Source organism: Clostridioides sp. ES-S-0123-01 (genome assembly GCF_020658415.1).
Lineage (GTDB): Bacteria > Bacillota > Clostridia > Peptostreptococcales > Peptostreptococcaceae > Clostridioides.
The window spans coordinates 586417-608901 of record NZ_JACVWD010000001.1; the positions used below are offsets into that span (position 1 = coordinate 586417).

Genomic DNA, 22485 nt, shown 5'->3' on the forward strand with positions numbered 1-22485 from the left:
ACTTTTTTATCATTTATATATTTTATAAATACTCTGTTTTAATTTTTTTATGTTAATATCTAATGATTACATTTTTTAGTATAACTTTAGTTATATCAAAAATATTTTAAAAATCTTAAATATATTCACACATTCTCATAAATTATGTTATAATGAGAATATTGCGATGACAGTTTTAGATTTTTGACAACTGGAGTGTAAAATCACTCCCTTTTCTTTTTACTAATTATGATAAATATTTAGTTAATACTAATATGCTATTATATAAAGTAAATATAAAAAATAAACTTTGTTATATGTACATTTTGCATTAATGCAAAAATGAATTTCATATATATTTCTCACAATAGGAGTGCTATGGCACTCTTTTTTGTTTTTTATAATTATGTGAAATATTCAGATACCATGTAATAAACCTTCATTTTTCAATTTTATATAAGAATCAATCATTAGATAAATACTATCTTTTTTATCTTAATATTATCCAAATCAGCACATAATAAATCCAATGTATCTTCTTAATATCACATAAGAAGATTCTAATCAATTTTAGTATCCTAAATTATTTTGCAAAACCAAATTAATTTGATTTAATAGTAATTCAATTAAAATGTGTAAGTACTGTACCAATATAGAAAGTATAGAAATCTAGATTGTTGACAAACTTAAAAATAAAACATACAATAACATTGTAAATTAAATTAACACTGTTAAGTTAAAGAGGTGATTATATGAGTGTCAAAGAAAGACGTAAAAAGGAAAAAATAGAAATGAAGAAAAAAATTATGGATGCTGCCATTGAAATTATCAATCAAGAAGGATATGAAAATTTATCAATTAGAAAAATTGCTACAAAAATAGAATATTCTCCAACTACTATTTATCTTTACTACAAAGATAAGGCACAGATTATTAATGATATGGCTAATGAACTTTATAATAAAATAGAAAATGATTCTATTACTGTTATGGATAAGTACTCCTCATTTTCAGTAGATAAACAAATCAGAGAAATTATGCTTACTTTTATCAAAATTCTTTCTAGCAATCCAGAAATGACAAAAGCCATAATGTATAGTGGAATGAATATTATATTTGCATCTCAAAATACTGCTAGTACTCCTGCTAATAATGGTATAGAGATGTTTGATAAACTTCTTGCTATTGGAATTAAGCAAAAAATATTTAAACCAAACATAGATAATGCTTCTTGGATGCTTATAAGTGCATTATTAGGTTTTGTTTTATGTGCTGTTGAAAATCACTTGTATTCTTTACATAACTTCCCACAATTTATAGACAATTTCGTGGATATTTTACTTGGAGGAATTTACAATGAGCATTCACATCAAAAATCTTAATAAGAAAAATAAATTTTTAAGAATTCTAAAAGTATTAATAGTTTTATTTTTTATATTTATATGTATTATTATTGTAGCTGTAGTTAATTTGAAACCAGAAAAATTAGTAGTACAAAATATAAATCCTACTAAAATAAAAAATGGTACTTATCTTGGAAATGCTGATAATGGTCTAGTAAAAGCTACTGTATCTGTCAAAGTTAACAATGGAGTAATAAAAGATATTCATATATTGAAACATGACACTCTTTTAGGTAAACCAGCTGAAAAGATTGTAAATAATATTATTAAGCAACAATCTTTAGAAGTGGATGCTATAACTTCTGCAACTTACAGCAGTGATACTATACGAAAAGCTATAGAAAATGCTTTACAAAAAGGAGAGTAAAATATGGATACTATTATTGTATATTCAAGTAAATATGGTTGTACAACAGACTGTGCAAATATATTAAAAAGTAAACTATCAAATAATGTGACTATTGTTGATATTAAGGATAAAAACAGTAAAATTGAATTATCAAAATTTGATACAGTTATTATTGGAAGTTCAATATATGTGGGTTCAGTTTCAAAAGAAATTCGTACATTCTGTAATGATAATATAGAGTCATTAAACCAAAAGAAAGTTGGAATTTTTCTTTGTTGCGCATTCTCTGAACAGACGGATAAATATCTATCAAGTAATTTCCCATCATCATTATTAAAGAGTGCAAAATCAATAAGTGTATTTGGTGGTGAAGCTAGATTAGAGAAAATGAAATTTTTTGATAAATTGATTATGAAGTCAGTTACAAAAAATGATTACAATGGTTTGAAAATATCACAGGATAATATAGATAATTTTTTAAGAAATTTTAATGACTAAAATAAGCTATACTCTTCGTTAACAACCCCATCTACCCCTCCTTTATGGCAAAGAGCTCAAAAATCATGGAATGTTTTACCATATATTTTTATATCAAAAGTTACATAACTTTCCCTTATATAACTTTTGATATAAAATATAATAAAGTATACAATATGTTTTCACCTTTAAACTTGAACATTATAAAACAAAAACTATTATATTTACTACATTGGAGATGATACTTATGGGAAAAGTTAAAATCAGACTAGCAAAGGAAACAGATGCTGAAGAAATATTAGAAATATATACACCATATATCACTAATACAGCAATTACTTTTGAATATGATATACCAAATATTAGTGATTTTAAAAATAGAATAAAAACAATTTGTTCAAAATATCCATATCTAGTATGTTTAATTGATGAAAAAATTGTTGGATATACTTATGCTCATGAACATAATGAAAGAACTGCTTATCAATGGAATGCTGGATTATCAATTTATATTGATGAAAGGTTTGTAAGTTGTAAAATAGGCATAGCTCTTTATAATTCAATAATAGATATATTAAAATTACAAAATATTCAAAACTTATATGTTAGCATTGCATCGCCTAATATTAAAAGCGAAAGACTTCACCAACACTTTGGTTTCAAACTATGTGGAATTTATCATAATACAGGATATAAGTTTGGTAGTTGGCATGATGTTATGTTATTTGAAAAATACATAGGTACTCATCCTATAAAACCAGACTACATAAAAACAATCAAACAAATTGATACGAAAGAAATCGACACTATTTTAAAAAAAAGCAGTCTTCTTGTTAAATTACTTTAAAATAAAAACTTTAAATAAACCAAAATAAAAATAAGAAAGTAACTTTAAAATAAGTATTTTAAAGTTACTTTCTTATTTTTTATTAAATTTTATAATAATAGTCATATTAACGTAAATACTATAAAAAGAGTTTAAATTTATTTATTTAGTAAAATTAAATCAAAATAGAAAAAATGGAAGGAGAATAATTGATGATAAAACTGATTGGTATATTAATAGTTGTGATTGGATTTATACTTAAAATTGATACATTATTTACTGTATTATTAGCAGGAATAGCAACAGGACTTGTAGCAGGATTAGATTTTAACCAAATCTTTACAACCCTAGGAGATTCTTTTGTCTCAAATAGAGGTGTGTCATTGTTTATACTAACATTACCTGTAATTGGTGTTTTAGAAAGATATGGATTAAAACAAAGAGCAGTTTCTCTAATAGAAAAATTACAAAGACTCACAACAGGAAAAGTACTGAGTATATATATGTTTGCTAGACAAATAGCTGGAGCCTTATCAATAAGAATGAGTGGACATCCTCAATTTGTAAGACCACTTGTTAACCCCATGGCACAAGCTGCTGGATTAAGCAATAGTGATGAATTAAAAGAATCAGACGAAGAAGCTATAAAAGCATTATCTGCTGCATCAGAAAACTATGGTAACTTCTATGGTCAAAACTTATTTGCAGGTAGCAGTGGAGTTTTACTTATAGCATCTACTCTTACTCAATTTGGATATAATGTAACTGGAATTGAGATTGTAAAAGCTAATATCATTATGGCCATAATAGCATTTATAGCTGCCACAATCCAATTTACTCTATATGATAAAAAATTAAATAAAAGTCATAAGAGATAGATTTATTTAGGAGGTATAAAAGTGCAAAATTTTATAAACATATCATTAGAAATTTTTTATGCATTAATGGGGCTTTTAATGATTGTCATAGCATACAGGTCTTTTACTACAATAGACAATAATAAAAAATACGGTACATCATTATTTTGGATACTAATATCACTACCATTTATATTTGGAAGATTAATTCCAGCTAATATAATAGGAATCATACTAATATTATCTAGTTTATTAACACTTACTAAACAAGTCATATTTGCAAAATACGAAGAGCCAAATGAAAATTTTGGGAAAGAACAGGCAGACAAACTTAAAAATAAAATATTCATACCATCATTAATATTAGCTTTTGCAGCAGTAATTGTAGCTATGAGTCTTTCTAATTTCGATAATTCTTCACAGTTTGCAATAGGTGTAGGTTCAATAATTGCACTAATATCTGCTCTTATAATAACCAAATCAAAATCATCTACCTCAGTTCATGATGGTTCAAGATTATTGCAACAAATGGGACCAGCTAGCATGCTACCACAACTTTTGGTTGCATTAGGTGCTTTGTTTACTCAAGCTGGAGTTGGCGAAGTTATCTCAAGTATGATATCAGGAGTAGTTCCTACTGACAATAGATTATTTGGCGTTATAGCTTATGTATTGGGTATGGTTATATTTACTATGATAATGGGAAATGCATTTGCTGCATTTTCAGTCATAACGGCAGGAATTGGAATTCCTTTTGTATTGTCTCAAGGTGGAAATCCTGCTATAATTGGAGCATTAGCATTAACAGCAGGATATTGTGGAACTCTACTTACTCCAATGGCAGCTAATTTTAATATAGTTCCAGCAGCTTTACTTGAATGTAAAAATGATTATGTTGTTATAAAGTATCAAGCACCAGTTGCTTTAATATTAATTGTAGCACACATATTAGTAATGTATTTTTTAGGATTTTGATATAAATAGGAGGTAAAATAATGAAAGTTTTATTAACAGGGTTTGACCCATTTGGTGGAGAACCAATTAATCCCGCTCAAGAAGCTGTCGAAAGGGTCAAAGATAATATAAATGGCTCAGAAATTATAAAAATAACTATACCAACAGTTATGACAAAATCTGTTGAAGCAATAGATAAAGCTATTCAAAAACACAACCCTGATATAGTAATATCAGTCGGACAAGCAGGAGGTAGATTTGATATTACACCTGAGAGAGTTGCTATAAATGTAGATGATTTTAGAATAAAAGATAATGAAGGAAATCAGGTTATAGACACGGTTATAAAAGAAGATGGTCAACCTGCATATTTTTCAAAATTACCTGTAAAAGCTATGGTAAAACATATGAATGAAAATAAAATTCCAGCTAGTGTTTCAAATACTGCAGGTACATTTGTTTGCAATCATGTAATGTATGGAATTCTTTACATGATAGATAAAAAATATCCTAATATAAAAGGAGGCTTCATACACATACCATACATGACTTCTCAAATAATAGATAAAAAGAATACACCATTTATGTCTTTAGAAGAAATAGTTAAAGGTTTGGAATTAGCCATAGAAGCTTGTGTAATCTACAAAGATGATATAAAAGAAATTGGTGGTGAAATTTCATAAAAAATATCTAAAATAAATTTTTTAAATTATAAATGAAAATAGACATTTTTTTAAATATAGACTGTAAGTATATTTGTTTAAATTCAAATTTACCTACAGTCTTTTACAATATGTACAATCTTCAAATGTAAAATTAAATTCTATTCTGTTCTCCCCACTCACACATTGCATCTAAAATCTTAATCAAAGACTTCCCTCTCTTTGATAAACTGTATTCTACTTTAGGTGGTATTTGAGGATATTCAGTACGAATAATCAAATCATCTGCTTCTAATTCCTTTAAAGATAAACTCAGAGTCTTATAAGAAATAGTCTTTATATAACGTTTTAGTTCATTATATCTAACAACTTTAAATTCAGCAAGGCAATAGAGAATTACCATCTTGTATTTTCCATTAATCAGTGAAAGTGTATAACTAAACCCTGTTTCACTTAAATCTGCTTGTGAGATACAATCCATATCCATGTGCTACACTCTCCTTTAGGTTAGTATTGAACAAAAATGTGCGTACTTGTCTTTTAGCTAATTTATAATAAAATTATAGTGTAAGAACAATTAAAAGTCAATTTGCTATAATACATATAAATTCTACTTAATGCTAGTACTTTAGCATATTGTCAAATTTTAATTTATTTACTCTTTAATTCAAGTTATAAAAAACTTCTAACATAATGTAGTTTCATATCACTGATAAATTTAGTAATAGGAGGTGTTTTAAATGTAAATCTAAGAACAAATGGAATATACCTGTACTTATAGATTCATAGAAAACCTATTTTAGAAAAAGCAAAGACCCTTGAATATCGATTAAATAAATTTTACTGGAGGAATTTCTAATGAAAGTTTTATTAATAAATGGTAGCCCAAACCAATACGGGTGTACTTATACAGCATTAAATGAAGTTGCTAAAACATTAAATAAGCATGACATTGAAACCGAAATATTATATTTAGGTAAAAAACCAATACCAGGTTGTATTGCTTGCTCATCATGCTTTCAAACTGGCAAATGTACTTGGAATGATAAGGTCAATGAGTTAGCGAAAGAACTAGATAATATTGATGGTATTATTGTTGGTTCACCTGTATATTTTTCCGGTGCAAGTGGACAACTAACTTCATTTCTTGACCGCTTATTTTTTTCAGCTGGAAGTAAAATGGCAAAGAAACTTGGTGCATCAGTTGTATCATGTCGACGTGGTGGAGCAACTGCAACATTTGACCAACTAAATAAATATTTCTCAATCAGTAATATGCCTATTGTATCATCACAGTACTGGAATCAGGTTCATGGTTTTACACCAGAGGATGTTATGAAAGATAAAGAGGGATTACAAACTATGAGAACTTTAGGTGAAAACATGGCATGGCTTCTTAAGTGTATTTCAGCTGGGCAAAAAACAGGAGTCAAAGACCCTCAATATGAAGAAAAAATTATGACTAATTTTATACAATAAATAATTTGGTTTTATTAATTGTTAATTTAAAATTAAAGTGATACTTAATAAATGGAATAGCGCATAGAAAGCAGTATAATACCTAAATAGTGGTTTTGATTCTATTTATATCAAAACCACTATTTTATTATTTAATCTGTTTAAAACGATTAATTTCTGACATGCTCAGTTATACCCTTCCATTTTCTTTTATAAAAATAGATTAACCCAATAATAGCTGGGAGTATTGGTGATAAAGATTGAGCAAAATAAACGCCTATAAATCCATATTCTAAAATAGTTCCTAGTGTATAACTAAGGGATAGTCTAATAACTACAGAATCTAACAATGCATTAAACATAGCTAGACTAGTAAAACCTATACCAGTTACAAATGAATCATAAATATACATTACTGCATAAATCAAACTGTTAATTAAACAATAAATTCTAAGATACACAATTCCCTCTCTAATAACTGCTTGATTTTTAGACCCACAAAATACAACTATTGGTTCTGCAAATATTTGTACAAAAACAATGGAAATAAATGTTACAACCAAGCTTAATAATGACAGCTTGACCAACTGCCCAACATAGCATCCCGGCAAAAGTATTTATCTTCAATCCAATTCCAGATACTGCTGAGACAGCAACTCCATAATTATTTAACATGCCAGTCATTAATAAGTAGGATATATTGACCATAGACATTTGTATGAAATATAGAAAGTTATTAATAACCATACTTATCAATGTCTTCTATATTCTTAGATTTTTATCAAATACACTCCTAAAATATACAATATATATATATGTATTGGATAGTATAAATAAAACAAATATTTCATACTCTTACCTTTTTCTCCATTATAAAGCAACATAAAAGGAAGTGACGCAATCATCATCCATTGGTAATTTTCTAGAAGAGATTTTTTCAAGCTATAATCTCCTCCTGCTATGGCTACAAATATAAATATACACATCAAAAAATAACAAATACTTAAACTAAACTTCTTTCCTCTACATAAATAAAAAATAATCCCCAGTGCAATCAAAATTGGTCCCCCTTCTACCAAAAATGGTACTGGTACAAAAATCATAATAAACATAAGTACTTTATCCACTGAGCTAAAAAGTAAAGTTAATATAACGATTCCTAAAATTATAGGAACACTTATCATCAAAAGCCCTCTCACAAGATACTTTTTTTCTTTTTCTGCTCTAAATTTCTTTATAAATTCTATAGCCTGTAAATAAATTACTACCAAAAATAATGTTGCAAAAATATTATTCATAATTATTGAACCTTCTGGATTTTGGAAAGCAGTATTAATTATTTGATTCCCTATTGCCATAATGATAGCCCCTACATATAATCTAGCAATATACTTTTTTTTGTTGCTTGTATGACAAAACCCTTCTACTACCATAAACGTAAACAATGGTGCTGATATTCTACCTAACCAATGAAACCAAACTGGTATATGCATTGTTTGTGGCATAAAAGCTGCTATATGGTCAAATGTCATAAATACCAGTGCTAATATTTTAATAGTAAATCCATTGAAACCTTTTTTAAGAAAATCCATATCATATCTCCTACTTCTGATTTATTTTTATGACGACTTCTGTTCCTATTCCTATTTCACTATTCACATAAATACTACCTTTATGAATCTCTATTATCTCTTTAGAAATAGCCATTCCAAGACCAGAGCCTTTATGTAATTCACCTGTATTAGTACCTCTATAATATTTTTCAAAAATATGCTTTAAATCATTTTTACTTATTCCTACTCCACTATCTTTTATTATAATTTCTATAGTATCTTTTTTTACTATTTCTATTTTTATCAGAGTTTCTTCTTTATTATGCACTATTGAATTAAATATGAGATTTGTTATAGCTCTTCTAAATAAAATTGAATCTACATATACTTCAATTAAATCTTCATAACTTACAAACTCAATATTTCTATTTTTATATCTATTGTCATTTAGAATATCTATTATTATATTTCTAACCAAACTAACTAAATTTATTTTCTTCTTGTTCAAAACTAAGCTATTATTTTTTAATCGAGTTGATAAATTTAAATCATCAACCAAATTTTTTATATACTTGGACTTATTGTATATAATCTCTGTATATTCTCGTAATTCCTCTTCCACAAATTCATAATCTTTATCATTGATTATCTCTGCATATCCTTGTATAGAAGCCAGTGGTGTATTTATATCATGTGTTATATTAGCTAACCATTCCTCTCGCATCTCTTCATTTTCTTTTCTCTCTGCTTCGTTTACCTTCAATGTATCAGCCAACATATTGATATTTTCAAAAACTTCTTCATATATTCCCCTGTTTTTAAGATATAAACTATAATTTCCGTTAGCCATAGTTTCAATACTCCATATTACATTGGATATTGGCTTTGTAAGTTTTCTACTAAATAAGTATCCTATGCTTAAAGCTACCATCCCATCAATTACCAATGTCAAAGTGATAATTTTATTTAAAATTGCTTTAGCATTATCTTGAGAATAAGTTAAAATTATTCTCGATACATCTCTACTAGGCATACCTATTATTATATTTAGATGTTTGTTGCCTAAATATTTTTCTAAAACAAAATTAGTATACTCTGTTTCTATATATTTGTAGTTATTAACCATTTGAAAAGGAGTATATTTTTTTGGAGTATTCGTTGGCACATTTACTCCATACAATTCTTCTCCTGAGTCATTTAAAACTTGTACCCAAGAATGTGATTTTTTTAATTTGTCAATGCCAGCTTTTGATAACTTGAACTCTCCATTTTTTTCATATAGATCTTTTTCAAAAGAACGAGCAAACTCTTCAGGACTGTTTTTAGAACCTACAACATTAAAAAAATTATTAGTCGAAATCACATATAAAATAGACGCAATATTTATAATAACCACTGATATAACTACAAATACGATTGTAAACATAAAGTTTCTAGTAATCTTCCACTTCATATTCTAATCTTCCTTTACTGCTAATTTATATCCAAGTCCTTTTATCGTAAGGATATATTCTGGCTTTGAAGGATTATCTTCTAATTTTTCTCTAATCTTTCTAATATGAACCATTATAGTATTATCAAATCCAATATAATCTTCACCCCATACTTTATCCCATAACTTTTCTTTACTTATAATTTGATTTTGATTGTGTGCAAATAAAGACAATATTTTTAATTCTTTTGCAGATAATGCAATAGACTTACCATCTTTTATGAGTTCTGCTCTACTTTCATTTAATTTATATGGACCAAATGATATAATCTTTTCTTTATTATCTGAGTTTATGCTTTCATTTTGTTCTTCATTAAAATAATTTAGTCTTCTTAGATGAGCTTTTGCCCTAAAAGCGACTTCTTTAGGACTAAAAGGCTTTGTAACATAATCATCGCCTCCAATTGCTAGTCCAAGTAATTTATCTAACTCTTCCGTCTTAGCTGATAAAAATATGATTGGTACATTAGAGTTTTTTCTTATTTCTTTACAAATATCGTACCCTTCACCATCTGGCAACATAATGTCCAGAATGATTAAGTTGGGATTATATTTTTTAAATACTTCCAATCCTTCCTTTCTTGTTTTTGCAGTATACACATTGTTAAGACCTTCTTTCTTAAATACAGTTTCTAAGAGTTTTAAAATTTCTACCTCATCATCTATTACTAAAATGCTATTTTCCATAAATAACCTCCTATGATAATTTATCTATATATTAACATATATCTTCTCTAAGCTTCATTTATATTATTTTAAATCAAGTCAATATATAAACAAAATCATTGTTCTTTTTTATTCTTAATTAAAACCTTTTACTTGATGTAAAATTTTTATATGTTATTTTAGTTAATATTATTATCAATATGATTGAGATTAATATAGATAAACCTATTAAAGTATTTGGTACATTATACTTAACAATTTGTTGACTCATCATAATCCAGTTTGGAGTAATAGAAACAAATTTTATAGCATTATCTGGTATAAAGCCTGTAATAAAGTATGGAACAGCCATAATTAAGCCTCCTAATATGAAAGGCATTACAGCTGATTTAAATATTGAAGAAAGTGCTAGTCCTATTTGTGCAAATATGAAAGAACCAAAAATGACTGATACTATAACAATCAAGTACATTTGTATTACGGTAAGATTTAAATTACTATTACTAAAATACCATAAGTTCTTAATTGGTTCATTCAAATTTTTAAATTCAAAAAAACTAAATCCTCTAATCCCAACCAATAATACAAAAGAAATGTTAATCATGGACAAAGTCAATCCATTAGCTATTATTTTTGATACTACTACTGACTTTTTCCCATTTTTAGTTGTATTTATTAGACTTGTCATATTAGAATCATATTCTTTTGTATAGTTTCCAGAAGTTATTATAAACATTATCAACCCTATTAAAGGTATAGAACCCTCTATCTTATAAAATATATCTGAATATGTGTCAAAAACATTAAATTTTCTAATCAATACAAACCCAAATAATAGTAAAAATATCCAAAGCATCCAAACACTTTTTAATTTTAAGGCTTTTATTATTTCTGCTTTAACTAAATTTATCATATCTGTTATATCTCCTTTGCATCTTCTAAATCAAAGTAAAGCATATATACATCCTCAAATTTTGCTTGAACTAGTTGTGCATTAGCTTCAGTTGGAGTATTTTCTGACACAACTCTAATTACTATTGAATTAACATCACTTTGAATACTTATAACTTTATATTTAGATTGAATCTCATCAATATCACACTCATCTTCAACTTGAATATTATAAACTTTATCTTGCATATGATTTAATATTTCTTTATGTGTTCCTTTCATAAGAAGTTTACCATTTTTAATCATTATTGTTTCTTTTGCAACTGATTCTATATCTGAAATTATATGAGTAGAAAGAATTATTATCTTATCCCTTGATATTTTTGCTATTAGATTTCTAAACCTCGCTCTTTCTTGTGGGTCAAGGCCTGCTGTTGGTTCATCAAGTACTATTATTTTAGGATTGTTTAATAAAACTTGTGCTATGCCAACTCTTCTTTTCATACCTCCAGAGAATTTTCCTATAGCCTTATTTCTGACATCATAAAGACCTACTAGCTCTAACAATTCATCTATCCTACAATTTAAATTTCTACCTTTTAGACCTTTCAACGCTCCTATATATTGTAAAAATTGTCTAGCTGTAAAGTTTTTATATACTCCAAATTCTTGTGGTAAATATCCTAAAATATTTCTATAATCATCATCCATATTAAATATATCCTTACCATTGTAAAGTATTTGCCCACTCTCAGGTTTTATTAGTGTGGTTATTTGTTTCATTAGAGTGGATTTTCCTGCTCCATTTGGTCCTAAAAGACCATAAACTCCATTTTCTAATGTAACTGTAATTTTATCATTTACTACTTTTTTTCCATATATCTTTGAAATATTTTTAACTTCTAATTTATTCATTTTAATTCCCCTTTTATCTATTTATATACTTTGACTTTATTACTGAGAAACACAAAGTCATTATACCTAAAAATATTACTACTAAAAGTCCTATTGATAGATTGACAATATCTATATTCATTTTAAATATTCTAATATCACCTAAATAATTTCCTATTATTTTATTAAATCCAAATATTAAATCATAGTAATTTACCGTTGAAATAATCGAAAGCAATCCTTTAGGTAATATGTGAACTACTGACATCACTTTAGCTACAGCTATACTTAAAATAAGAAAACCTACTGATGATATTGAAGATTTGCTAATAAAAGAACCTAACATAGCTATCATTGCCCATCCTTCAAACATTAAAATATCTATAGCTATATTTGATATTACATAATTGGTTATATTTGAATTTGCTTTTAATGTAGCTATATTGTCTACTATCCTAAACGATTCTAAGTCACCATTAATTGGTAATCCTTGTTGTATGCAGGTCATAATAAATATCCAGATTAAATAAACAAAATAAATTACTAATGGTATAAATATAGCAATAACTATTTTAGATTTTAATGCCTTTTCCTTCTCTTTTGATGATAGTATAATATCTTTTACTGAAGAAGTTACTTCATCTGTATAAAGATTTGATACAGTTATGATTATGACAATCAACATCCCTATATTTATAAGTGAATTTGTGGCTCTATAATTAAATACCTTCCAAAAGTCAACATTTTTATATTCATCAACATTTAGATTATCAAGTTTTTCTTTTGACATGGATTTAATCTTTTTAGAAAATTTATCACTATATGTTTGATTTGAAAGTTGTTTTAAAATATCAAGTTTTTTTTGAAATTTATCATTAGCTATATCTGTTCTATTACTTGTATATTCTATATGACCTTTTTTCTCATCAATATAATAATCTTCTGTTTCTAAAACAGGTTTAACAAATATACTGATTAATAATATGAATATTAATATCCCTAAAGATATCAACATGCTCTTAGATTTAATCAATTTCTTTATTTCCCAACTTATCAATATACATTTCCTCCTAAGTCTTTTTAATTGCTTTTTATTTATATACATAATAAAACTTAAATCTTATATCAATATAATTCTAACCTTAAATAAAACTTAAATTATGTGTTTAGTTTTATTCACTACTTATTTTTATTGTAATTTTTTAGTTTACATTTTTTATAATAAACTTGCTATACTTTTATTAATAGGATTAAATCTAAGATAAGTTGGTGATTGTATGAAAAGTATAGATATTTATACAAAATTAAAAATAATCTTCTTAACATCTATGGCTATGTTTATTATTGGAGCAGCATTTATCTTTTTTATAGAAAATTATATAGTATCAATTATTTTTGTACTTGTTGGTATTTTTATTGATTGGAAATTTTATCGTTGCCCAAATTGTAATCATTATTTAGATTCAAGAATGGAACTTGTAAAGAATAGTACTTATTGCCCATATTGTGGAAAAATTATCAAATAGTGACTTAAATTGCATTCTATATTTAAAAGGAATTTTTTTAATATAAAAACTTTATTATTAATAATCAAGATATTACATATAAATAATACAGTTTAACTAAATTTAATTACATTGTTTTATTTATTTTTATAAAAGAACATATATATGTGTTATAGATATGCTCTTATCTTTTTTGTTGTCTCTTAAAATTTTTTAGCATAACAAAAAAGATATAAAGAGCTATCTACAAGCTCTTTATATCTTTTAAATATCTATAAGTAAATCAATTAGTTTTTATATCCGTTTTAAAATATCTATCTTAAAGTTCTTACTAACAATAAATTTTATTTTTTATATTATTGTTAATTTTAATATTCTAGCATCTCACTTTATTTATTCTTACATTCATTTTAATAATATATCCTGAATACTTTTTTAGTTTATCCTCTACTTTGAATCTAATTAATTCAAATATATAAACCTTTAATTCAATCTATTCATGTAAACCTTATCAGCTTATTGTCAGAGTTTATTCTTCAAAAAATAAATATAATTTTATAATATTTTTTAATCTAAAACAAGCATGTTGAATAATAAATCATATTCTAGTATTATTAACTTGTAGAATAAAAGCTAAATTGGTAAAACTAGAAAAATTTAGTAATAAAGTTATAGTGATAAGTACTAAAAAATTCTTTGTAAGTTACGTTAGCAAGTTAGCACATATATAATTTTTTTATTTTTACTAAAGTTTTTAGGGGGATGGATAATATGTTTATTGGAGAAATAGACAGATGTACACATATATTAACTGCTTATATAAGTAGTTCATATGATTATTGTAATTTTATAGATACACAATTAGATGATTTTATATCAGAATATGGAGAAACTGTAGTTGAATCTTGTTTATATCAAGTTTTATTGTTAGTAAGTAGATATAATTAAAATTAAGTTTCATTTTCTAGAAAAACCTTTTTAGATTTTCTACCTTAAATAACTATATAATTTTTTATACTTTTCAAGTAACTATAACTTATTTTAAAGTAAAGATGTATTGGGAGTACATCTTTACTTTTTCACTATATAATCTAAAAGTATATACTATAAAATAAAACAACTATACAAATTACATCCTTTATATTCTCTTGAAACACAAGAATCATTCTATACACATATTCTACAATTTCATCAAATATGAATCTAAGTTTTTACTACTCCAAATTTTATCTATCTATAACGCAAATCATATTTATAAAATATCCCCCTATTGTACTTAAATCATATATAAAGTAACATCAATATTTAGAATATTCAATATCAATTGCATAACTGGTCAATAAAAATGTATAACTAGACAAATTTCCATATTTATATAAAAAATTCAAGAAAAATAATCATTTTATTTAGATATATTTTTTATTTTTTTATTTAATTTATATTAAAAAATATCACTAATAAAGATTTTAATTAGTGATTTTCAAAGTATTAATCACAGAAAATTATATACCTGTAAATTAACTTTAGCATTTCTAATTTATAAAATAAAAGCCCAGCAAAATCTTTACTGGGCTTTTATTTTACAAATTGAGTTTATTATTTTCACCCCATTTACACATTTCTTCTAAAATAGGCATTAATGACAATCCCCTTTTGGAAAGTGAATATTCAACTTTAGGAAGAATTTGAGGATATTCTTTGCGTATGATAATACCATCTCGTTCCAATTCTTTTAACTGATTATTGAGAATCTTATCAGTTATTGAACCAATACATCTTTTAAGTTCTCCATAACGTAATACATCATACTCGACTAACCAAAACATTATAATCATCTTCCATTTTCCTCCAATAATTGAAAGAGTATATCCAAATGGTGTAGAAGTTATATTAGTTAAATCAGATGTATTATAGTTTTTCATACTCATTTAATCACCATCCTATAATAAAGATACTATCCTAAATGTTAGTACCTTACTTAAAAGTAAATACTTGTTTAAATATAAGATAGCACATATACTTATATAAATAAAAGTTACAAATTACGAGGAGATGACTTTCATGAAAAAATGTAAAATAGAAGTAATAAAAACAACATTCCATAAAGATTTAGCAGATGAGTATGGATGTAAAGGTATTGGAAAATGCCCTATGCATAAAGTAGGAGAAGTATTTTTTGGAGATTTTGCTAAACCTGAAAAATTATGTGACGAAGCATGGAAAGCAATGTATCAATATGTATTTGCTTTATCTCATGGTAGTGAAAAATTTTACTATGGAGATTGGATAGATAAAGAAGGAGTGGCTATATGCTCCTGTAATGATGGAATTCGTCCTGTCATTTTTAAAATTGAGAGAACTGATGAAGAATCTAAAATGGAATATAAACCCATAAGATAGATAATAGTCTTAAACTAATTTTACTAATCATATTTTAAATGCATTATTCCAATTTATTCCTTAAAATTTAATGCTTATAGTGAAATATAGTACCAAAATTAAATTAATGAAATACAATAAAAGGAAATTGTATATTGTACAATTTATGTCATAAAAAAGATTCATTTAAATCGATTTTAAAAACTGTTAAGTAATGTACCTAATATTTTTTTAATCCACTTATAAAGAGAATACTCCTACCAATAGATGTCTCTAACATGATTATAATATATGATAAATCTTGTTCATTTTGCCATATATTATAATCTTATTAATTCCTAATATATTTTTTGTAATACAAAATTTCCTAATGTAAGAATCCTTTGAAATTTCACTTTTATATAATTTTATTATTTTATTCTCTCCATAATCATAAATTTTAGATGTATTTCCTTTACCAATACATTTGTATTGTTTCATTATTTTCATCCTCTCAAATTCAATAATATTTATTATTATTTAATAGTATTTATAACTCAGATTTGATATAATACATAGGGTAAAATTTTAATTAATAAACCCTATATATTTACTTATATATTAAAGCTAACAAATTTAAAACTAAGGAGAGCTATATGTTAAAAGCAATAAAAGGAAATATAATTTTTACAAAGACTTCAGATACTTTCACAGTATTTGAAAATAGCTACATTATACTAAACAAAGGCAAAGTAAAAGGTGTCTTTAAAGATATACCTAAAGAATATAAAAACTCAGAAATCGTAGACTATACTGATAAACTTATAATACCTGGTATGAACGACCTTCATTGCCATGCACCTCAGTTTAGAAATTTAGGCATGGCTATGGACAAGGAACTTATACCATGGCTTGAAACTTATACATTCCCAGAAGAATCAAAGTATATAGATATAGAATATGCTACAAAGATGTATAAAAAATTTGTAAAAGAAGTATGGAAATCAGGTACTACTAGAATAGCTGTATTTGCAACAGTACATAAAGAAGCATCTATGAAACTTATGGATATTTTTAAAGAAGCTGGTCTTGGAGCATATGTTGGTAAAGTAAATATGAACATGAATTGTCCTGACACTCTACTAGAAAATACTGAGGATTCTATCAACGATACAGAAGAAATAATAAACAAATACAGTGACATAAATTCTATTGTAAAACCAATTATAACTCCTAGATTTATACCTAGTTGTACAAGTAATCTCTTAAGGGAATTAGGAGATTTATGTTTAAAGTATAATGTTCCTATACAATCACATTTATCTGAAAACCATGATGAAATTGAATGGGTTAAAAGTTTAGAACCTGAATCTAAATTTTACGGAGATGCCTACAATAGATACAATTTATTTGGTCAAACAGCTACATTAATGGCTCATTGTATTCACTGCTCTCAAGAAGAAATAGATTTAATGAAAGAAAATGAGGTTATGGCTGTTCATTGTCCTGCTTCTAATTTTAATGTTGGTAGTGGAGCCATGCCTATTAGAAAATTACTTGATAATAATATAAAACTAGCTCTTGGTTCAGATATAAGTGGTGGTCATACATTGTCAATATTTAAAGCAATAGTATCTGCAATCCAGCTATCTAAATTATACTGGGTAAATTCTAATAAGAAATGTAATTTCCTATCGTTATCTGAGGCTTTTTATATTGCAACTAAAAGTGGAGGAAGTTTTTTTGGAAAAGTTGGTAGCTTTGAAGAAAATTATGATTTTGATGCATTAATTATTGATGATTCAGATTTAAATCATGACAGTTACTCTATACTTGAAAGACTTGAAAGATTTATCTATGTTGGTGATGACAGAAATATTATTCATAGATATGTATGTGGAAAATTAATTGAGGAACCTTCTGTAGAATTATAATAAAAATTTTTATTGTACATACCTTACTTAATTCATATACTCAATATTCATATACTCAATAAAAAGAGTATGTACTAAAATCCATGAAATCATAGATTAAAACATACTCTTTTAGATTATCTTTGATTTATTTCTAGTTGTATTTAATTTTAATAATTATATTGTGTTTTTTCATAGTCAGTTTTCTTTCTAAACTTTAATTTGTACACATTACTCTTAGTCCTTAAATAAGAATGCTACAATTTTTATGAAGTTTAACTAAATTACTCTTTGTAATACCCTTCTAAGCTTTAATTTTAGTTTTATTGTATGCTTTGCATACAATAACTATTAAGCCTATACCTATAATCACCAAAGCTATTCTACTTATTACAAATCTCTGTGGAATATCAAATGCAAGATTACCCATCGTGTCTGCAACTTTACTCTCTAGTATAGAGTTCACTAGATTTTTACCAGATATAATAGATAGTGTACCAGAATTTGTTATAAGAAATATTATTGGAATAAAAATATATAGAAAGTTTCCATTTATATTACCAATAAACATGCCCATACCTGATATAAATAACACAGATGGTATTAAAATTAGAATTATAGGTTTTATAAATTGACTAAAATCATTAAATTGAAATAATCTATTGTAAAAAATAAAACTTATTGCAATTACAACTGCAACTGTTAGAAGATACGCAACTGCTATTGTAACACTTTTTAAGCAAAAATATGTTGTAGGTTTTATCTTAGTGCTCATAGTAATTGTCCTTACAGCTTCTTCTCTCTTTGAAAAGATGTACGTGCAAAACACAAGAACTATAACTAGTAAAAATGGATTTACATCAAGTAAAAAACCAGAATAACTCCACTCTGAAAATGGTGCTGTGTCGTTTAAACCATAGATTGTCTTTGTCTTAAGGACATGGTAGGAGAACCATCCTGTTATTAATATTAAAACCAAATATACCTTAGAGAATAACAATCTCTTCATTTCATATTTTATTATTTTTAAATTATTCAAAATTCAATTCCTCCCCTGTAAGATTACAAGCCTTTAAGAAATCATCATATTTTAATATATTGTACTTATACTTGTTATATAAGTCTTTAAGAATAGCTTCAAACTTATCTTGTCCTAAAATCTCTTCTGCCTTCAAAATTTGTAATGGCATTTTGTTATATAGAAGTCTCATAGAATTAGGTGATAAAATATTGAATACATAATTTTCAGGCAATTTTTCCAAATACTGCGGATTATTCATATAGAAATTTCTCTTAAGCTTATCATTTTCTTCTTTCCAATTATCTATAGTTTTTTTACTATACTCTTTTCCATACTCGTATTCCATGAACTTATTAGTTGCATAATTTGTTATTCCTTCTGGTGACCAAGGAGGTGTCATTTGGTCAACTTGTACTATAATCCACCACCACTGGTGGCATATTTCATGAGCCAAAACTTCAGATCCATTTTCTCCCTCTCCTATGTGAGTATCAAATACATCTGGGTTGAAAATACTTTCATCCATATAACTTATATTCTCATGTGCTTTTCCTCCAGTTACCTGTCCTGATGAGGCTCCTCCTTCTACTAGCTTAAGCGGAATAACTTTATAACGTTCTAGTTCTCCATATTGTTTTGTATAGAAATTGATAGAATCTTTTATAATTTTCTCTGCATTCATTTTATTTATTTTATCTCCATGCTTTCTATTATAGTAAAATTGCACATCAATCCCACCTGCTTTTATATCTTTTTTTACATAGTCTGCAGCTATTATAGTCAACATTATTCCTCTTGTGCTAAATTTCCATGTACATTCATTATCCTTTTTATCACCTTTTACCTTTTCTGTACTGATTCCACTTACTACAGGTGTTATTCCAGTAGGTAGAGTTATATTACCATGAATCATCGATTCCATTGTATTCATAGCATCAACTTTAGGTTTTGGAAATATTGAACCTTTACTACGTAACTCAACCTTATCTTTACTTATTGTATCTCCTGCAAGAATAGTTTCAAATAGTTGATTGTTTATTAATTTCCCTCCATACTCAATTTCAATTTTAAGATTTTTTTCTTTAGGTATATTCAAACTAAGTCTTCCTTCTGCTTGTTTCTTCTTAGAAATATCATATTTAGCTTTCTTACCATTTATCTTAATATCTTTAATATCGTATCCAGGATTTAAATCAAATTCCAAGTTTTGATTTTCTCCACTAGTATTTTCCATAGTGTATTGTATTTTGCCATCTAATCTTGCCTTTTTAGGATTTATTTTTATATCAAGATCTGAATCAAGTAATTTTATATTCTTATTTAGCTTTTCATCAGCACCAGTAGACATAACAGCACCTGAGCCAGACTTCTTATCTGATACCTTTTCCATTTTAGGTGGAGGAGTATCATCATAATATGGTTCAAATGCATATACACTATAAGAACCTGCAATTAATACTATAGTTAAAATTGATAGTAATACCTTTTTCATATTAATTAGTATAGATGAAAAAACATTTTTTTCATATTTTCTTGTGCATATCACACCTAATAAATACGTTGATATTGATATAAAACTCCAAAGTAGTCTATTCCAACATAAAGCTTTTAATTGCAAAGTATTCCCAAAGCTATCAGAATAAATAGTAACTTTTGTCTGTACCCAATCAATAAGATAACTATCTTTTATATTTATAGATAAAAATACTAGAACAAGGAGTATAATCATACTTAAATCAATACGTCTTGTTATAGAATAAAATCCTGCTGAAAGTAAAATACCAAATAATAAGGCTGGTAACATTAAAACTAAATAGTTTATAAGATAAGTACTTAAACTAAAATTATTACCCATCTTAATGATAGAATATGGAAAACATATAATCATCGAAATTATTACAGATACTATAGTTGATACAAGAATAGAAATCACTCTAGCTAAATTTAAACTTTTAGCATCCATAATAGTTTCTATGATACCATTGGTTTTGTTTCTATAAATACTATCCATCTCATATATTGTAAACATTGAGAATAAAACTGTACCTATTAAAGCCCCTAACTTTGCTGGATTAAGTAAAACAGGTATACTCAAACTAAGTGATTGTCCTGAACTACCTTGGGGCAATAATCCAGGATTTTCATACATTATTATTGATAGACCTGGTATCAGTGCTATTACTACTATGAAAGTCCATGTAATCTTTGAGCTAAAAATCCTCTTTATCTCATCTTTGATAAATTTAATTGATTGCATTACTTTATCTCCTCCTCAGATATTAAAAACATATACGCATCCTCTAATGATGGTTCTACAGGTATCGCAAATTCTGGAAGCTTATGACTTACAATACGATATGAAGTCCCTGTTGTAGTAAGAATACTTGATGTAACTTTAAATTTGCTTGTTTTATTGCTATGTATTTTTCCATTTTTATCTTCATAAACTCCAACATGTCCCTCCGCTTTTTTAATTAACTCTTCAGAACTTCCATCAAATAGCACATTTCCTTTATTTATTACTATCAATCTATTACATACAGACTGAACATCTTCTATAATATGTGTGGACAATATTACAATCTTATCTCTTGAGTTTTTTGAAAATAAATTACGGAAGTTTATTCTCTCCTCAGGGTCTAGTCCGACTGTAGGTTCATCTAGTATTAATAACTCTGGATTTCCCATTATTGCTTGAGCTATTCCAACTCTCTGTTTTTGACCACCTGATAGGGTCTTAATCTTTGAATTTATCTTTTCTAATAGATTAGTTTGACTAATAACTTCTTCTATTATCTTTTTTGTGTTCTTATTAATACCTTTTAAAACTGACATGTACTCAAGAAATTGATACACTGTCAACTCATCATACAAACCAAATTCTTGTGGTAAATATCCTAATTTACTTTTTAAATTTGTTTCATTCTGTTTAAGGGGTTTACCATTTACTAAAATCTTACCTGAAGTTTGAAGTATTCTTGAAGTCAAAAGTTTCATTAAAGTACTCTTACCTGCTCCATTAGGACCAAGTAAGCCTATCAAATTTGGACTTTCAAGACTTATATTTATATCTTTTAGTGCTTCCTTCCCTGCTCTATAAGTCATATTTAAATTTTTAACATCAATTTTCATGTTTCACTCACCTTTCACGTTTTTTAGTTTCTTATTACATTTTTTATTATATAAATGAAGTATGTAGTTAATATGTTCTTATCTTGTTTTTTATA

General features: G+C 26.5%; 24 protein-coding genes. 12 read left to right on the forward strand and 12 right to left on the reverse strand.

All coding sequences use genetic code 11. The features are described from left to right. Positions 1-731 precede the first annotated feature (731 nt). From IC175_RS02650 to pcp, 7 genes are all read left to right on the forward strand, one after another. Positions 732-1361, forward strand: coding sequence for a TetR/AcrR family transcriptional regulator (locus tag IC175_RS02650; protein ID WP_227483248.1), 630 nt, complete (start codon positions 732-734; stop codon positions 1359-1361). Further along, positions 1336-1749 carry an FMN-binding protein gene (locus IC175_RS02655; RefSeq protein ID WP_227433168.1) on the forward strand — a complete coding sequence of 138 codons (414 nt, stop codon included), beginning with the start codon at positions 1336-1338 and terminating at the stop codon, positions 1747-1749. Before IC175_RS02650 ends, IC175_RS02655 begins: the two co-directional genes overlap by 26 nt. Positions 1750-1752: 3 nt before the next feature. Next, a complete protein-coding gene (locus IC175_RS02660; protein WP_227433167.1) occupies positions 1753-2229 on the forward strand; it encodes a flavodoxin domain-containing protein in 477 nt (158 codons plus the stop codon). A gap of 226 nt (positions 2230-2455) precedes the next feature. After that, positions 2456-3055, forward strand: a complete 600-nt coding sequence (locus IC175_RS02665) for a GNAT family N-acetyltransferase (protein ID WP_227831073.1) — start codon at positions 2456-2458, stop codon at positions 3053-3055. 191 nt (positions 3056-3246) lie between these two features. After that, complete coding sequence (locus IC175_RS02670) at positions 3247-3912, forward strand: DUF969 domain-containing protein (protein ID WP_227851069.1); 666 nt, start codon at positions 3247-3249, stop codon at positions 3910-3912. A 21-nt stretch (positions 3913-3933) separates the two neighbouring features. Next, complete coding sequence (locus tag IC175_RS02675) at positions 3934-4866, forward strand: DUF979 domain-containing protein (protein ID WP_227851070.1); 933 nt, start codon at positions 3934-3936, stop codon at positions 4864-4866. Positions 4867-4886: 20 nt separating this feature from the next. Then, positions 4887-5528, forward strand: a complete 642-nt coding sequence (gene pcp / locus IC175_RS02680) for a pyroglutamyl-peptidase I (protein ID WP_227433163.1) — start codon at positions 4887-4889, stop codon at positions 5526-5528. A 133-nt stretch (positions 5529-5661) separates the two neighbouring features. On the opposite strand, the gene IC175_RS02685 is transcribed toward pcp, so the two are convergent. Continuing rightward, positions 5662-5994, reverse strand: coding sequence for a winged helix-turn-helix transcriptional regulator (locus IC175_RS02685; RefSeq protein ID WP_227433162.1), 333 nt, complete (start codon positions 5992-5994; stop codon positions 5662-5664). Positions 5995-6365: 371 nt separating this feature from the next. Between IC175_RS02685 and IC175_RS02690 the strand changes: the two genes are divergently transcribed. Next, positions 6366-6986 (forward strand): flavodoxin family protein, encoded by a 621-nt coding sequence (locus IC175_RS02690; protein WP_227433161.1) that lies wholly within the window; start codon positions 6366-6368, stop codon positions 6984-6986. 149 nt (positions 6987-7135) lie between these two features. Here IC175_RS02690 and IC175_RS02695 read toward each other — a convergent pair whose 3' ends face one another. From IC175_RS02695 to IC175_RS02725, 7 genes are all read right to left on the reverse strand, one after another. Beyond that, positions 7136-7576, reverse strand: coding sequence for a hypothetical protein (locus IC175_RS02695; protein ID WP_227483252.1), 441 nt, complete (start codon positions 7574-7576; stop codon positions 7136-7138). Between the two features lie 159 nt (positions 7577-7735). Next, entirely contained in the window at positions 7736-8557 is an 822-nt protein-coding gene (locus IC175_RS02700) for a TraX family protein (RefSeq protein ID WP_227483253.1), read from the reverse strand. 10 nt (positions 8558-8567) lie between these two features. Continuing rightward, complete coding sequence (locus tag IC175_RS02705) at positions 8568-9971, reverse strand: sensor histidine kinase (RefSeq protein WP_227851071.1); 1404 nt, start codon at positions 9969-9971, stop codon at positions 8568-8570. 3 nt (positions 9972-9974) lie between these two features. Continuing rightward, positions 9975-10697 carry a response regulator transcription factor gene (locus tag IC175_RS02710; protein WP_227433156.1) on the reverse strand — a complete coding sequence of 241 codons (723 nt, stop codon included), beginning with the start codon at positions 10695-10697 and terminating at the stop codon, positions 9975-9977. A 118-nt stretch (positions 10698-10815) separates the two neighbouring features. Continuing rightward, the gene (locus IC175_RS02715) at positions 10816-11589 is read right to left on the reverse strand and encodes an ABC transporter permease (RefSeq protein ID WP_227483255.1); all 774 of its coding nucleotides are present in this window, start codon (positions 11587-11589) and stop codon (positions 10816-10818) included. Between the two features lie 5 nt (positions 11590-11594). Then, positions 11595-12482, reverse strand: a complete 888-nt coding sequence (locus tag IC175_RS02720) for an ABC transporter ATP-binding protein (RefSeq protein WP_227834495.1) — start codon at positions 12480-12482, stop codon at positions 11595-11597. A gap of 13 nt (positions 12483-12495) precedes the next feature. Next, positions 12496-13518, reverse strand: coding sequence for a hypothetical protein (locus IC175_RS02725; protein WP_227433150.1), 1023 nt, complete (start codon positions 13516-13518; stop codon positions 12496-12498). A 220-nt stretch (positions 13519-13738) separates the two neighbouring features. On the opposite strand from IC175_RS02725, the gene IC175_RS02730 reads away from it, so the two are divergent. Continuing rightward, positions 13739-13987: a hypothetical protein gene (locus tag IC175_RS02730; protein WP_227433149.1), complete on the forward strand. Its 249-nt coding sequence runs from the start codon at positions 13739-13741 to the stop codon at positions 13985-13987. A gap of 750 nt (positions 13988-14737) precedes the next feature. Continuing rightward, positions 14738-14914, forward strand: a complete 177-nt coding sequence (locus IC175_RS02735) for a hypothetical protein (protein ID WP_227433148.1) — start codon at positions 14738-14740, stop codon at positions 14912-14914. Positions 14915-15546: 632 nt separating this feature from the next. Here the strand turns inward: IC175_RS02735 and IC175_RS02740 are convergent. Continuing rightward, positions 15547-15894 (reverse strand): helix-turn-helix domain-containing protein, encoded by a 348-nt coding sequence (locus IC175_RS02740; protein WP_285894657.1) that lies wholly within the window; start codon positions 15892-15894, stop codon positions 15547-15549. A gap of 133 nt (positions 15895-16027) precedes the next feature. Between IC175_RS02740 and IC175_RS02745 the strand changes: the two genes are divergently transcribed. After that, the gene (locus tag IC175_RS02745; RefSeq protein WP_227433146.1) at positions 16028-16366 is read left to right on the forward strand and encodes a TIGR04076 family protein; all 339 of its coding nucleotides are present in this window, start codon (positions 16028-16030) and stop codon (positions 16364-16366) included. 614 nt (positions 16367-16980) lie between these two features. Further along, entirely contained in the window at positions 16981-18258 is a 1278-nt protein-coding gene (locus IC175_RS02750; RefSeq protein WP_227851072.1) for an amidohydrolase family protein, read from the forward strand. 283 nt (positions 18259-18541) lie between these two features. Here IC175_RS02750 and IC175_RS02755 read toward each other — a convergent pair whose 3' ends face one another. The 3 genes from IC175_RS02755 to IC175_RS02765 are packed head-to-tail and all read right to left on the reverse strand — an operon-like array spanning position 18542 to position 22390. Beyond that, positions 18542-19276, reverse strand: a complete 735-nt coding sequence (locus IC175_RS02755; protein ID WP_227433139.1) for a hypothetical protein — start codon at positions 19274-19276, stop codon at positions 18542-18544. Further along, positions 19269-21515, reverse strand: a complete 2247-nt coding sequence (locus IC175_RS02760; RefSeq protein WP_227851073.1) for a M1 family aminopeptidase — start codon at positions 21513-21515, stop codon at positions 19269-19271. Before IC175_RS02760 ends, IC175_RS02755 begins: the two co-directional genes overlap by 8 nt. Further along, positions 21515-22390: an ATP-binding cassette domain-containing protein gene (locus tag IC175_RS02765; protein WP_227851074.1), complete on the reverse strand. Its 876-nt coding sequence runs from the start codon at positions 22388-22390 to the stop codon at positions 21515-21517. Before IC175_RS02765 ends, IC175_RS02760 begins: the two co-directional genes overlap by 1 nt. Between the last annotated feature and the right edge of the window lie 95 nt (positions 22391-22485).

What these genes read in the sequence shown, in the direction of transcription:
- IC175_RS02650 (WP_227483248.1), top strand. Translation starts at nt 732, where the DNA reads ATGAGTGTCAAAGAAAGACGTAAAAAGGAAAAAATAGAAATGAAGAAA.
- IC175_RS02655 (WP_227433168.1), top strand. Translation starts at nt 1,336, where the DNA reads ATGAGCATTCACATCAAAAATCTTAATAAGAAAAATAAATTTTTAAGA.
- IC175_RS02660 (WP_227433167.1), top strand. Translation starts at nt 1,753, where the DNA reads ATGGATACTATTATTGTATATTCAAGTAAATATGGTTGTACAACAGAC.
- IC175_RS02665 (WP_227831073.1), top strand. Translation starts at nt 2,456, where the DNA reads ATGGGAAAAGTTAAAATCAGACTAGCAAAGGAAACAGATGCTGAAGAA.
- IC175_RS02670 (WP_227851069.1), top strand. Translation starts at nt 3,247, where the DNA reads ATGATAAAACTGATTGGTATATTAATAGTTGTGATTGGATTTATACTT.
- pcp (WP_227433163.1), top strand. Translation starts at nt 4,887, where the DNA reads ATGAAAGTTTTATTAACAGGGTTTGACCCATTTGGTGGAGAACCAATT.
- IC175_RS02685 (WP_227433162.1), bottom strand. Translation starts at nt 5,994, where the DNA reads ATGGATATGGATTGTATCTCACAAGCAGATTTAAGTGAAACAGGGTTT.
- IC175_RS02690 (WP_227433161.1), top strand. Translation starts at nt 6,366, where the DNA reads ATGAAAGTTTTATTAATAAATGGTAGCCCAAACCAATACGGGTGTACT.
- IC175_RS02700 (WP_227483253.1), bottom strand. Translation starts at nt 8,557, where the DNA reads ATGGATTTTCTTAAAAAAGGTTTCAATGGATTTACTATTAAAATATTA.
- IC175_RS02705 (WP_227851071.1), bottom strand. Translation starts at nt 9,971, where the DNA reads ATGAAGTGGAAGATTACTAGAAACTTTATGTTTACAATCGTATTTGTA.
- IC175_RS02710 (WP_227433156.1), bottom strand. Translation starts at nt 10,697, where the DNA reads ATGGAAAATAGCATTTTAGTAATAGATGATGAGGTAGAAATTTTAAAA.
- IC175_RS02715 (WP_227483255.1), bottom strand. Translation starts at nt 11,589, where the DNA reads ATGATAAATTTAGTTAAAGCAGAAATAATAAAAGCCTTAAAATTAAAA.
- IC175_RS02720 (WP_227834495.1), bottom strand. Translation starts at nt 12,482, where the DNA reads ATGAATAAATTAGAAGTTAAAAATATTTCAAAGATATATGGAAAAAAA.
- IC175_RS02730 (WP_227433149.1), top strand. Translation starts at nt 13,739, where the DNA reads ATGAAAAGTATAGATATTTATACAAAATTAAAAATAATCTTCTTAACA.
- IC175_RS02735 (WP_227433148.1), top strand. Translation starts at nt 14,738, where the DNA reads ATGTTTATTGGAGAAATAGACAGATGTACACATATATTAACTGCTTAT.
- IC175_RS02740 (WP_285894657.1), bottom strand. Translation starts at nt 15,894, where the DNA reads ATGAGTATGAAAAACTATAATACATCTGATTTAACTAATATAACTTCT.
- IC175_RS02745 (WP_227433146.1), top strand. Translation starts at nt 16,028, where the DNA reads ATGAAAAAATGTAAAATAGAAGTAATAAAAACAACATTCCATAAAGAT.
- IC175_RS02750 (WP_227851072.1), top strand. Translation starts at nt 16,981, where the DNA reads ATGTTAAAAGCAATAAAAGGAAATATAATTTTTACAAAGACTTCAGAT.
- IC175_RS02760 (WP_227851073.1), bottom strand. Translation starts at nt 21,515, where the DNA reads ATGCAATCAATTAAATTTATCAAAGATGAGATAAAGAGGATTTTTAGC.
- IC175_RS02765 (WP_227851074.1), bottom strand. Translation starts at nt 22,390, where the DNA reads ATGAAAATTGATGTTAAAAATTTAAATATGACTTATAGAGCAGGGAAG.